We start from the raw sequence: 13,178 nt of genomic DNA, 5'->3' as shown, positions 1-13,178 counted from the left end.
GAAGGACAGAGTGCTTGCGCAGCAGATTGCTTGAATCAAGAAAAACCGAAAGAAAGTCACGAACCAGCCATGCGCAGGTCGTGGATGATCTCGGAAAAGCGATCGTGTCGGGAGCCTTTCCCATAGGCAGCATTCTCCCCGGTGACAGCGAGCTTCTGCAGCGGTTCAAGGTGTCGCGTACGGTTCTGCGCGAGAGCATGAAGACCCTGGCCGCAAAAGGCTTGGTCGTTCCGCGCGCCCGCGTCGGAACCCGCGTCACCGAGAAGATCCATTGGAACATGTTCGACACCGCAGTGCTGACCTGGCACTTCGAAAGCGGTGTCAACGAAGAGTTCCTCCTTCATCTCTATGACATTCGCTTGGCATTCGAGCCGTTTGCCGCCAGCCTCGTCGCGGAGCGCGCCAGCGCTGAGGAAATCGAGGCGCTTCGGCGGCTCGCGATGGCCATGGCTGCGCCGGAGCACACGCCAGACAGCCTTGCCGTCGCCGACCTTCATTTTCATCTGGCAATCACGGAAGCGTCCCACAATCCCTTCATGCGCACGCTCGGCGGCCTGATCGAAGCAGCCCTCGTTGGCATGTTCCGGATGAGCGCGCCGCCCGCCAGCAACGGCTTCGGCAACATAGCCGATTCGCATATGGCCATCGTGGAGGCCATCGCCGCCCATGACGGACCGGCGGCGCACAAGGCGATGGAATTCGTTATTTTCGACGGCCGCCGGCATGTTCAGCAAACCTTCGCGGCACTCGTAGACGCTTGACGCCTACCTCTAAATTCGCCGTAGTTCACCGCTCAACTAGTTGCTATGAGGAGACGAAGCCTGTTCTTGGGCCGTGTCGGACCGCATCTTTCGGAGCTTGAAATGGAACGCACCTGCCTCGCCATCATCCTCGCCGCTGGCGACAGCACCCGTATGAAGTCGTCGATGTCCAAGGTGCTGCACCCGATTGCCGGTCGTCCGATGATCGCGCATGTGATGGAAGCGATCGCAAAGACAGATATTTCCGCTGCAGCGCTCGTCGTCGGCCGTAATGCGGAAGAGGTCACCGCCGCAGCCTCCGTCGGCGGCGTCAAGGTGGAAGCCTATCTGCAGAAGGAGCGTCTCGGCACCGGGCATGCTGTGCTCGCCGCTCGTGAGGCGATTGCTGAGGGCTATGACGATATTCTGGTGGCCTATGGCGACGTGCCGCTGCTCACCGACGCGCCGCTTCGCGCAGCGCGCCGTGGGCTTGCCGAAGGCAATGACATCGTCGTCATCGGCTTTCATACGGAAAATCCGAATGCTTATGGCCGGCTGCTCGTCAAGGATGGTGAGTTGATCGCCATCCGCGAAGCGAAGGATGCGACCGATGCCGAGCTCGCGGTCACCTGGTGCAACAGCGGCCTGATGGCGATCAACGGCCGCAAGGCGCTCGACCTTCTCGACCGCATCGGTAACGACAATGCCAAGCACGAATATTATCTGACCGATCTTGTCGAGATCGCCCGCTCCCTCGGCGGCCGTGCAGTCGCCGTCGACGCGCCCGAAGTGGAGATGACCGGCTGTAACAACCGTGCGGAGCTCGCCTTTATCGAACGCCTCTGGCAGGAGCGGCGGCGTCACGAGCTGATGCTTTCGGGCGTCACCATGATCGCGCCGGAAACAGTGTTTCTTGCCTATGACACGGTGATCGGCCAGGACGCGCTGATCGAGCCGAATGTCGTCTTCGGTCCCGGCGCCGTCATCGATGGCGGTGCGGTCATCCACGCTTTCTCGCATATCGAAGGCGCCCACGTCAGCGCAGGCGCCACGGTTGGCCCCTTCGCGCGGCTGCGTCCGGGTGCGGATCTTGCCGACGGTGCAAAGGTCGGCAATTTCTGTGAGGTGAAGAACGGCAAGATAGCTGAGGGCGCGAAGGTCAACCATCTGACCTATATCGGCGACGCGACCGTCGGGGCCGGCAGCAATATCGGCGCTGGCACGATTACCTGCAACTATGATGGCGTCAACAAACACGAGACCCATATCGGCGCAAACAGCTTCATCGGTTCGAACTCGTCGCTGGTGGCGCCCGTGCGCATTGGCGACAGCGCCTATGTCGCCTCGGGCAGTGTCATCACCGAGGATGTCCCGGCGGAAGCGCTGGCCTTCGGACGCGCTCGCCAGGAGGTAAAACCTGGCCGTGCCAAGGTCATCCGCGATCGGGCCTTAGCCATCAAGGCGGCGAAGAAGGGCAGCCACTAAGCCTAAAGTCCAGCGCAGGAGCCCTTAAATCGGAATCGATTTAAGGAAAGGATTGTGCGCTACTCTAAAGTCCTGCTGTGTCCGCAACGCATCCTTTGGATGCCTCGGCGCGGTAGGGTCGCGTAACGGTCAGAAATCGAAAGTGACCATCGCGGCGATTGAGAAAACGATTAGAATCATTAGGACTTGCTCCAATATTTTGGGCAGACGGAGAATTGCATGTGCGGCATTGTCGGGATCGTCGGAACGAAGCCTGTGGCGGAGCGATTGGTGGATGCCTTGCGGCGTCTCGAATATCGCGGCTATGATTCGGCTGGCGTTGCCACCATTCATAACGGCGTCATGGATCGTCGCCGCGCCGAAGGAAAACTCTTCAATCTCGAAAAGCGGCTGGACGTCGAGCCGCTGCCCGGCGCAACTGGCATTGCTCACACCCGTTGGGCGACGCATGGCGTTCCCAACGAAACCAACGCCCATCCGCATTTTGTCGAAGGCGTCGCCGTCGTCCACAATGGCATCATCGAGAACTTCTCCGAGCTGCGCGAAGAATTGAAGGCCGAGGGCAGGATTTTCGCCACCCAGACCGATACGGAAGTCGTTGCGCATCTCCTGGCGAAATATCTCCGCCAGGGCCTCGATCCGCGCGCAGCCATGCTGAAGATGCTGAACCGCGTCACTGGTGCATATGCACTGGTCGTCATGTTCCAGAACGATCCCGACACGCTGATGGCGGCCCGTTCCGGCCCGCCGCTCGCCATCGGTTTCGGCAATGGCGAGATGTTCCTTGGCTCCGACGCCATCGCGCTGGCGCCCTTTACCAACGAGATCACCTATCTGGTCGATGGCGACTGCGCGATCATCACCCGCGCTGGCGCCACGGTCGTCGACTTCAGCGGCCGGGAGGTCAACCGCGTTCGGCAGATATCGCAGGCGACCGCCTATGTTGTCGACAAGGGCAATCATCGCCACTTCATGGAAAAGGAAATTTACGAGCAGCCGGAGGTGATCTCTCACGCGCTCAGCCATTATGTCGATTTTGGCAGCCATCGGGTGCACCCGAATGCGTCGTCGATCGATTTCAACGCCGTATCCAGCCTCGCGATCTCAGCCTGCGGCACGGCCTATCTCGCCGGCCTGATCGGCAAATATTGGTTCGAGCGCTATGCCCGTCTGCCGGTCGAGATCGATGTCGCCTCCGAATTCCGCTATCGCGAGATGCCGCTCTTGCCATCGCAAGCCGCGCTGTTCATCTCGCAGTCCGGCGAAACGGCCGATACGCTGGCGTCGCTGCGCTACTGCAGGGACAATGGCCTGAAGATTGGTGCCGTCGTCAATGTCAAGGAATCGACCATCGCGCGCGAATCCGATGCCGTCTTCCCGATCATGGCCGGCCCCGAAATCGGCGTTGCCTCGACCAAGGCCTTCACCTGCCAACTTGCAGTCCTGGCGTCTCTGGCAATCGGCGCCGGCAAAGCGCGTGGTACGGTCAGCGCCGAGGATGAACAGGCGATGGTGGGCCATCTCGTCGAGATGCCGCGCATCATGGCCCGGGTGCTGAATATCATCCAGCCGCAGATGGAAAGCCTTGCCCGCGAGATCTCCAAATTCAAGGATGTGCTTTATCTCGGCCGTGGCACCAGCTTCCCGCTGGCCATGGAAGGTGCGCTGAAGCTCAAGGAAATCTCCTACATCCACGCCGAAGGCTATGCCGCCGGTGAGTTGAAGCACGGTCCGATCGCGCTGATCGACGAGAACATGCCTGTTATCGTCATCGCTCCCTACGACCGCTTCTTCGATAAGACCGTCTCCAATATGCAGGAAGTAGCGGCGCGCGGCGGCCGCATCATCTTCATCACCGACGAGGCGGGGGCAGCGGCTTCTACCCTGCCGACCATGGCGACGATTACCCTGCCTATTGTCGATGAAATCATCGCGCCGATGATCTTCTCGCTGCCGATCCAATTGCTCGCCTATCACACCGCTGTCTTCATGGGCACGGACGTCGATCAGCCGCGTAATCTGGCCAAGTCGGTGACGGTGGAATAGGCTGCATTCCCCGCTGTTTTCCTAAAATAACGTCGTCGTGAACGGGGCTCTGATCCCGCCGATGACGTGACTGGCGGGTTGTGCTACGTGCCGATTTCTGGCACGTTTCACATAGGAGATGGTGGGGGAATTTGCCGGTTAGCGGTGGCGACGGAACGGAGTTTTCGAACGGCGAATGACGGATAGACCCATCAAAGTGTCTGTGGCAACGCGGATCAGAAACAATTTCCTGGCGGGCCTGATTATCTGCGCGCCAATCGCCATTACGCTCTGGCTCACCTGGTCGGTGGTCCACTGGGCAGATAGCTGGGTCAGGCCCTATATTCCGGCGCGCTACGATCCCGAGAGCTATCTGAATTTCGCCGTTCCCGGCACTGGCCTAGTGATCGCTATGATCTTCATCACGATCGTCGGTTTCCTCGCCAAAAACCTGATCGGTCAGAGCATCGTCCGCTTCGGCGAATCGATCGTGCAGCGCGTGCCGCTGGTGCGAACCATCTACAAGAGCGTGAAGCAGATTTTCGAAAGCGTGCTGAAGGAGCAGGGCACGTCTTTCAAGAAGGTCGGCCTCATCGAATATCCGAGCCCCGGCCTCTGGTCGATGGTGTTCATCTCGACCGACGCCAAAGGTGAGATCGCTTCGAGGTTCAACGCCATGGGGCATGACATGGTGGCCGTTTTCCTGCCGCCGACGCCCGTCCCGACAGCCGGCTTCCTGGTTTTCGTGCCGCGTGAAAAAATCACGATCCTCGACATGAGCCCGGAAGATGGCGCCAAACTGCTGATCTCCGGCGGCCTGGTTTCGCCGGAATATCGGGAAAAGCTGATCGGCAAGGAACTGCCGCCGCCGGCGCCTGTCCCCGTAAAAACGCTGTCTTAGAACTACGCTTTTTCTGATCTCTTCCTCTCTCGCCCACGCGTTTGGGGCGAGTTGTCATGTCCTTATCATGTTGCCGTCTTAGACCGTCTGCCGGAAAGGCAATCGGGGCGCACCTCATTGTCGAAGTCCGGATCACTAGAACCGGATGCATCGTTCGACACGGCTTTGGCCGTGTCTGAAGGTGAATGCCGTTCCAGCAAAAAGGGCTTTTTCATCAGGAGGATATTGCCTTGAAAAACGTGCGTTCAATGACATTGCCGCTGCTCTCCGCAGCGCTCGCCACTTTTGTTTTCTCCGCGCCGATCGCTGCCCTCGCCGATAGCTCCGTCGCCGTCGGCGGCGTCATGTTGGTCAACAAGGGCCGCGTCGCCGTTGGCCGTATCCCGGCCAATCTGCGCGACAAGTTCGGCGAGACCTTCGGCTCCGGTTCGGGTATGTCCATCGACACCAAGAGCTGGGTGCGCAATGCCGATGGTTCCTACAAAGGTTCGCTGTGGCTATTGCCCGACCGCGGCTACAATGCTGTCGGCACGACCGACTATCGCCCGCGTCTCAACACCATCGATGTCCAGTTGACGCCGGTTGCTCCGGGCGCAACACCGCCGGTCGGCAAGGAACAGTCTGGCGTCGATGCCAAGCTCGCCGACACCGTGCTGCTGACCGACAACAAGGGCGCCGACACGACCGGTCTCGATCCGGCTAACGGCACCCGTCAGCCGGCTGATGGCATGCCGCTGCTGCCTCAAGCGCCGAACGGCAAGATTTCGCTCGATACCGAAGCCGTCGCCCGACTGCCCGATGGCACCATGTTCATCAGCGATGAGTATGGCCCCTATATCTATCGCTTCGCCGCCGATGGCCGCATGATGGCCGCAACCCCGCCGCCGACTGCGCTGCTGCCGATGCGCAATGGTGCCGTCAACTTCGCCTCCAACAATCCCGGTCCTGGCGAATCCGCTCCGGACCCGAAGGATCCGACCAGCGGCCGCCAGAACAATCAGGGCCTAGAAGGCATGTCCCTGACGCCGGACGGCAAGTTCCTGATTGCCGTGCTGCAGTCCGCAACCCGCCAGGATGGCGGCGATTCCAGCTCGACGCGCCAGAACACCCGCACTTTGGTCTACGATGCCACCGATCTGGCCCATTTGAAGCTGGTGCATGAATATGTCGTGCCGCTGCCGGTCTTCACCGACGCCAAGGGCAAGACGGCCGTCGCCGCCCAGAGCGAAATCGTGGCTCTCTCGCCGCAGACCTTCCTCATGCTGGCCCGCGACAGCAACAACGGCTACGGCGTGAAGGGCGATAAGTCGCTCTATCGCAGCATCGACATTGTCGATGTCTCAGCCGCAACCGATATTCACGGCACGGCATTCGATGCCGATAAGCCGGTCGCTCCCAAGGGTGTCGTCGATCCCTCGGTGAAGCCGGCGGCTGTGAGCCAGTTCATCGACATCAACGACAGCGCCGATCTCGCTCGCTTCGGCCTCCACAATGGTGCGCCGAACGATCGCAACAATCTCTCCGAAAAGTGGGAAGCCATGTCGCTCCTGAGCGTCATGGATCCGAAACTGCCGGACGATTACTTCCTGTTCGTCGCCAACGACAACGACTTCCTGACCCAGGACGGTTTCCAGGTTGGCGCGGCCTATAAGGGCGATGGTGGAGCTGATGTCGACACCATGTTCCAGGTGTTCCAGGTCACGATCCCCGGCCTTTCGGCCAAGTAACGGCCTATGATTTGGATGGACGCGATTGCCGCGTCCATCCACCTATCCCGCTCTCAGAAAACGGATCGCCTCGTCGCGGCGGAAGAGATAGAGCAGGGTACGCACAGCCATGCCACGCTCACCCGTCAGCTCCGGATCGCGCTCGATCAGATAGGCGGCGTCCTTGCGGGCGATTTCCAGGAGATCGGCATGGGCCTCGAGGCTGGCGATGCGGAAGCCGGGCGTTCCGGACTGGCGCGTGCCGAGCAACTCGCCCTCACCACGCAGCTTCAGATCCTCCTCGGCAATGCGGAAACCGTCCTCGGTGTCGCGCATGATCGACAGCCGGGCATGACCAGTTTCACCCAACGGGCCCTTATAGAGCAGGATGCAGGTGGACGCCTCGTCGCCACGTCCGACGCGCCCGCGCAACTGGTGCAACTGCGCCAGACCGAAACGCTCGGCATGCTCGATCACCATGATCGTCGCGTCCGGCACATCGACGCCGACCTCGACCACCGTTGTGGCGACCAGCAGGCGGATATCTCCATTCTTGAACGCCATCATCACGGCATCTTTTTCCGGTCCGCTCATGCGGCCGTGAATGAGCCCGATCCCAGGCCCCAGCGCCTTGGTCAAGCTCGCATGCCGTTCTTCGACCGACATTAAATCAGATTCTTCGGTTTCCTCGACAAGTGGGCATATCCAATAGGCTTTTTTGCCTTCGGACAAAGCGCTCTTCAACCGTGCAACGATATCGCCGGTTCGCTCGGTCGGAATGGTGATCGTCTGGATCGGCTTGCGGCCGGCGGGCTTCTCGGTGAGCTTGGAAACGTCCATATCGCCGAAGGCGGCAAGTACCAGTGTGCGTGGGATCGGCGTGGCGGTCATGACCAGCATATGCGGCGAGATGCCCTTCGCCGTCAGCCGCAAGCGCTGGTGCACGCCGAAACGGTGCTGCTCGTCGACGACGGCCAGCATGAGATTGGCGTAGCTCACGCTATCCTGAAACAGCGCGTGCGTGCCGATGACGATCTGCGCTTCGCCGGACGCGATGCGTTCCAGGATGGCGTCGCGCTCGCGGCCTTTGGTACGGCCCGTCAGCACTTCGACGGTAAGATTGGCACTGGCGGCAAATTTCGAGATCGTCGCATGATGTTGTCGCGCCAGGATTTCGGTCGGCGCCATCAACACCGCCTGGCCGCCGCTTTCGATGACCGCGGCAATCGCCATCAATGCCACCAGCGTCTTGCCGGCGCCGACATCGCCCTGCAGGAGCCGGAGCATGCGCTCCGTGCCCGCCATGTCCTTGAGAATATCGGCCACGGCTTCCTTCTGACTGTTCGTCATGGAGAAGGGAAGGGATTCCAATATGTTCCGGCTGATTGTTCCCGTAGGACGCACGGGCTGGCCGGCAACCTTGCGCAGACGCTGGCGCACAAGCGACAGCGACAACTGCCCAGCCAGGAATTCGTCATAGGCAAGCCTGCGGCGGGCTGGCGCCTGCGGATCGATATCGGCAGCATCCCGCGGCGCATGCAGCATGTGGAAGCCGTCTGAAATCGAGGGAAAGCCTTGCTTCTGTGTGAGCGCCGCATCGTCCCATTCCGGCAGTTCCGGTATGCGCGTTGTGGCCGCTTCGATGGTCTTGCGCAGGAATTTCGGCGAGAGCCCGGCGGTAAGGGGATAGACCGGCTCGACCAACGGCAGGTTCTCCGCCTCGCTTTCGCGCATGATGTAGTCCGGATGCACCATCGACGGCCGGCCGTTGAACCAGTCGACCTTGCCGCTGACGGTCACTACTTCATCGATCGGCAGTTGCTTTTCCAGCCATTGCGCCTTGCCGCGGAAGAATACCAGACCGAGTTCGCCGGTTTCGTCATGCAGGAAGACGCGGTAGGGCACGTTGCTGCGCGCATTCGGCGGCGGCTGGTGGCGGTCGACGCGGCCGGTGATGGTGACGATCGCGCCCTGCGGCGCCCGCGCAATGCCCGGCTGCTCACGCCGGTCGATGATGGAATGCGGCGCATGAAAGAGCAGGTCGATGACCCGGCAGTCGTCGATGCTTTCCCGATCGAGCAGCTTCACCAGCAGTTCGGCAATCTTCGGCCCGACGCCGGGCAGCGAAGAGACGGAGGTAAACAGCGGATCGAGGATGGCGGGTCGCATGGCCGGCAAAATGCGACGGGGAGGGTGGCTTGGCAAGGCCTGAGGGTCATGCGAGCTTCTAGGAGGCACATACTCCCCGGAAAATTGCGCTCGGCATGCTTTTTTCCGAAAAACCGGTTCCCACCTTTCAAGGCTGGTTTTATAGAGACCCATCAACATAAAGGTGTTTTTGATGACTGGGCTGACTCTCAGCAGTGCCGATCTCGATCCCCGCCGCCGGCGCATTCTCTTTCGCTGTTGGCACCGCGGTATCCGCGAGATGGATCTTGTTTTCGGTCAGTTCGCCGACAACGAATTGCCCCGGCTTGCCGAGGCCGAACTCGATGAACTCGAGCGCATCATGGCCGAGGAAGACAACGATCTCGTCAAATGGATACTCGGAACGCAGCCGGTGCCGGAGCATCTGCGGACGCCGTTATTCATACGCCTTGCCGCCTACCAGCCCGATTTCGAGCAGGTCGCCGAAAAGCTTGGGATAACCAGATGATCCCTGGTTTCGACGCGAAGAAACTGATCGCGGCAAGCGAGCCGCTGACGATTGGCCATGTTCCCGCCGGCCTGGAGCCTTTTCTGCTGGCCGAGCTGGCGAAAACAGGCCAACCGGTTGCCTATGTCATGTCCGATGGCCAGCACATGGCCGACGTCGAACAGATGCTCGGTTTCATCGCGCCCGATATTCCGGTCCTGACGCTGCCCGCCTGGGACTGCCTTCCCTATGACCGCGTTTCGCCGAGTTCCGACACCTCGGCCCGCCGCCTGGCAGCGCTCTCCGGTCTGATCGCCCACCATCACAAGCCGCATGCCGCGATCGTCCTGGTGACGGTCAATGCCATGCTGCAGAAGGTGGCGCCGCAGGATGTGATCGAGAGCCTGGCCTTCTCTGCCCGGCCGGGCAATCAGGTGCATATGGATGACATCGCCGGCCGTCTGGAGCGCAACGGCTTCGATCGTGTCGCGACGGTGCGCGAAGTCGGCGAATATGCCGTGCGCGGCGGCATTCTCGATGTTTTCGTGCCGGGTACGGAAGAGCCGGTGCGCCTCGATTTCTTCGGCGACACGCTGGAAAGCATCCGCAGTTTCGATCCCGCCAGCCAGCGCACCACCGGCCAGATCCGCTCCCTCGACCTCAACCCGATGAGCGAAGTGACGCTGACGCCGGATACGATCAGCCGTTTCCGCAAGAACTATCTTTCAGCTTTCGGCGCGGCGACGCGCGACGACGCCCTCTATGTCGCTGTCTCGGAGGGACGTCGCTATGCCGGCATGGAACACTGGCTGCCGCTGTTCTATGAGAAGCTGGAGACGGTTTTCGACTATCTCCGCGGCTTCCGGCTGGTCACCGATCACACGGTGCGCGAAGCGGCCGAAGAGCGTTCCAAGCTCGTCTTCGACTATTACGATGCCCGTCTGAATTCCGGGCAGGCGGCCAAGGGGCAGATGGCGCAGGGCACGCCCTACAAGCCGGTAACGCCCGGCCAGCTCTATCTTGACGGCAATACCTTCGCCAAGGCACTCGATGCCTTCAATGCTATGCGCATCTCGCCCTTCAATGAACATGAGGGCGAGGCGCGCCGCGTCGTCAGTGTCGACGCCCGTCAGGGGCCGCGCTGGGCACGATCCTCCACCGAGAGTGCCGATAGCGAGCGCGTCAACGTCTTCGATGCCGTGGTCAAGCACATCGCCGACCGCCGCGCCGCCGGCGGCAAGGTCTTGATATCGGCCTGGACGGAAGGTTCGCTCGATCGCCTTTTACAGGTGCTGGCCGAACACGGGCTTGCCCGCGTCAAGACGATCGAAGCCTTCAAGGATATTGGATCGCTGGAGAAGGGCGAGGCGGCCGCCGCCGTGCTGAGCCTGGAAGCAGGCTTCGAGGCCGGCGATCTCGTCGTCATCGGCGAGCAGGACATTCTTGGCGACCGCATGGTGCGCCGCTCCAAACGCCGCAAACGCGCCGCCGATTTTATCTCCGAAGTGGCTGGTCTGGACGAGGGTTCCATCGTCGTCCATGCCGAACACGGTATCGGCCGTTTCGTCGGCCTCCGGACCATCGAGGCGGCCGGCGCGCCGCATGCCTGCCTCGAGCTGCAATATGCCGACGATGCCAAACTGTTCCTGCCGGTCGAAAATATCGATCTCCTGTCGCGCTACGGCGGCGAGGGCACGGAGGCGCAGCTCGACAAGCTGGGCGGCGGCGCCTGGCAGATGCGCAAGGCCAAGCTTAAGAAGCGCCTGCTGGACATGGCCGGCGCGTTGATCCGCGTCGCGGCCGAGCGCCTGACGCGGCATGCGCCGGTGCTGACCTCGCCGGAAGGGCTTTACGACGAGTTTGCTGCCCGCTTCCCCTATGACGAGACCGAAGATCAGATGAACGCCATCGACGCGGTGCGCGACGATCTCGGCGCTGGCCGGCCGATGGACCGCCTCGTCTGCGGCGACGTCGGCTTCGGCAAGACTGAAGTGGCGCTGCGCGCCGCCTTCGTGGCCGCCATGAATGGCGTACAGGTCGCCGTCGTCGTGCCGACGACGCTGCTTGCCCGCCAGCATTTCAAGACCTTCTCGGAGCGCTTCCGTGGCTTGCCGATCCGCGTCCAGCAGGCCTCGCGCCTTGTCGGCGCCAAGGATCTGGCGCTGACCAAGAAGGAAGTGGCCGATGGCAAGACCGATATCGTCGTTGGCACGCATGCGCTGCTTGGCTCCGGCATCCAGTTCGCCAATCTCGGCCTACTGGTGATCGACGAGGAGCAGCACTTCGGCGTCAAGCACAAGGAGCGGCTGAAGGAGCTGAAGAGCGACGTGCATGTGCTGACGCTGTCGGCAACGCCGATTCCGCGCACGCTGCAGCTCGCCATGACCGGCGTGCGTGAACTGTCGCTGATCACCACCCCGCCGGTCGACCGCATGGCGGTGCGCACCTTCATCTCGCCCTTCGATTCGCTCGTCATCCGCGAGACGCTGATGCGCGAGCATTATCGCGGCGGCCAGAGCTTCTATGTCTGCCCGCGCCTGGCCGATCTCGCCGACATCCACGCCTTCCTGCAGTCGGATGTGCCGGAGCTGAAAGTGGCTGTCGCGCATGGTCAGATGCCGGCCGGTGAGCTCGAAGACATCATGAACGCCTTCTATGAAGGCCGTTATGACGTGCTGCTGTCGACTACCATCGTCGAATCCGGTCTCGACGTGCCGACGGCCAATACGCTGATCGTCCACCGCGCCGACATGTTCGGCCTGGCGCAGCTCTATCAGTTGCGCGGCCGCGTCGGTCGGTCGAAAGTGCGCGCCTTCGCCCTCTTCACCTTGCCGGTCAACAAGGTTCTGACGACGACCGCGGAGCGCCGCCTGAAGGTGCTGCAGTCGCTCGACACGCTCGGCGCCGGCTTCCAGCTCGCAAGCCACGATCTCGATATCCGCGGCGCCGGCAATCTGCTTGGTGAAGAACAGTCCGGTCACATCAAGGAAGTGGGCTTCGAGCTTTACCAGCAAATGCTTGAAGAGGCTGTCGCCGAGGTCAAGGGCGTCGACGAGATCCAGGATACCGGCTGGTCGCCGCAGATTTCCGTTGGCACGCCTGTCATGATCCCCGACGATTACGTGCCGGACCTGCATCTGCGCATGGCGCTCTATCGCCGCCTCGGCGAGATCACCGAGATCAAGGAGATCGACGGCTTCGGTGCCGAAATGATCGATCGATTCGGCCCGATGCCGCTGGAGGTGCAGCATCTCCTGAAGATCGTCTACATCAAGTCGCTTTGCCGCATCGCCAATGTCGAAAAGCTGGACGCCGGCCCGAAGGGCGTCGTCGTGCAGTTCCGCAACAAGGAATTCCCGAACCCGGCCAACCTCGTCGGCTATATCGCCAAGCAAGGCACCATGGCAAAGATACGCCCCGACCAGAGCGTCTTCCTGACCCGCGACCTGCCATCACCGGAAAAACGGCTCCAGGGCGCGGCTGTGGTGATGACGCAGTTGGCGGAATTGGCGAAGTAGTGGGTGCGATGGTATGTAGCAAATACCATCAGCAGCAACTCGCGATTCGATACGGATACTGGCGTGTTGGGCCGAGGACAAAAGTCAATAATATTCCCCGTCAAGGGTCTGGCTATGGGAGCTCATGCTATAGGCAACCTTGTCACTCCACGTGTATTTTAAACCTCC

8 protein-coding genes are annotated in these 13,178 nt (G+C 61.3%); 7 read left to right on the top strand and 1 reads right to left on the bottom strand.

From position 1 onward, the window contains the following. Positions 1 to 14: 14 nt before the first annotated feature. From QD357_RS01055 to QD357_RS01035, 5 genes are all read left to right on the top strand, one after another. On the top strand, positions 15 to 761 hold the full coding sequence (locus QD357_RS01055; RefSeq protein ID WP_107107992.1) for a FadR/GntR family transcriptional regulator: 747 nt from the start codon (positions 15 to 17) through the stop codon (positions 759 to 761). Between the two features lie 102 nt (positions 762 to 863). Next, complete coding sequence (gene glmU / locus QD357_RS01050; protein ID WP_107108142.1) at positions 864 to 2,225, top strand: bifunctional UDP-N-acetylglucosamine diphosphorylase/glucosamine-1-phosphate N-acetyltransferase GlmU; 1,362 nt, start codon at positions 864 to 866, stop codon at positions 2,223 to 2,225. A gap of 219 nt (positions 2,226 to 2,444) precedes the next feature. After that, a complete protein-coding gene (glmS, locus tag QD357_RS01045) occupies positions 2,445 to 4,271 on the top strand; it encodes a glutamine--fructose-6-phosphate transaminase (isomerizing) (RefSeq protein WP_107107993.1) in 1,827 nt (608 codons plus the stop codon). A 175-nt stretch (positions 4,272 to 4,446) separates the two neighbouring features. After that, on the top strand, positions 4,447 to 5,151 hold the full coding sequence (locus tag QD357_RS01040; RefSeq protein ID WP_107107994.1) for a DUF502 domain-containing protein: 705 nt from the start codon (positions 4,447 to 4,449) through the stop codon (positions 5,149 to 5,151). Between the two features lie 230 nt (positions 5,152 to 5,381). Beyond that, positions 5,382 to 6,878 carry an esterase-like activity of phytase family protein gene (locus QD357_RS01035; RefSeq protein WP_107108143.1) on the top strand — a complete coding sequence of 499 codons (1,497 nt, stop codon included), beginning with the start codon at positions 5,382 to 5,384 and terminating at the stop codon, positions 6,876 to 6,878. 42 nt (positions 6,879 to 6,920) lie between these two features. Here QD357_RS01035 and recG read toward each other — a convergent pair whose 3' ends face one another. Continuing rightward, a complete protein-coding gene (recG, locus tag QD357_RS01030; RefSeq protein WP_107107995.1) occupies positions 6,921 to 9,026 on the bottom strand; it encodes an ATP-dependent DNA helicase RecG in 2,106 nt (701 codons plus the stop codon). A 172-nt stretch (positions 9,027 to 9,198) separates the two neighbouring features. Between recG and QD357_RS01025 the strand changes: the two genes are divergently transcribed. Together QD357_RS01025 and mfd are read left to right on the top strand one after the other, a co-directional pair. Then, positions 9,199 to 9,513, top strand: a complete 315-nt coding sequence (locus QD357_RS01025; RefSeq protein WP_107107996.1) for a succinate dehydrogenase assembly factor 2 — start codon at positions 9,199 to 9,201, stop codon at positions 9,511 to 9,513. Further along, positions 9,510 to 13,010 carry a transcription-repair coupling factor gene (gene mfd, locus QD357_RS01020; protein ID WP_107107997.1) on the top strand — a complete coding sequence of 1,167 codons (3,501 nt, stop codon included), beginning with the start codon at positions 9,510 to 9,512 and terminating at the stop codon, positions 13,008 to 13,010. Before QD357_RS01025 ends, mfd begins: the two co-directional genes overlap by 4 nt. Positions 13,011 to 13,178 lie beyond the last annotated feature (168 nt).

This window comes from Rhizobium sp. BR 317 (genome assembly GCF_047445835.1).
Taxonomy (GTDB): domain Bacteria; phylum Pseudomonadota; class Alphaproteobacteria; order Rhizobiales; family Rhizobiaceae; genus Rhizobium; species Rhizobium paranaense.
This window is presented reverse-complemented; position numbering and strand designations above follow the sequence as displayed.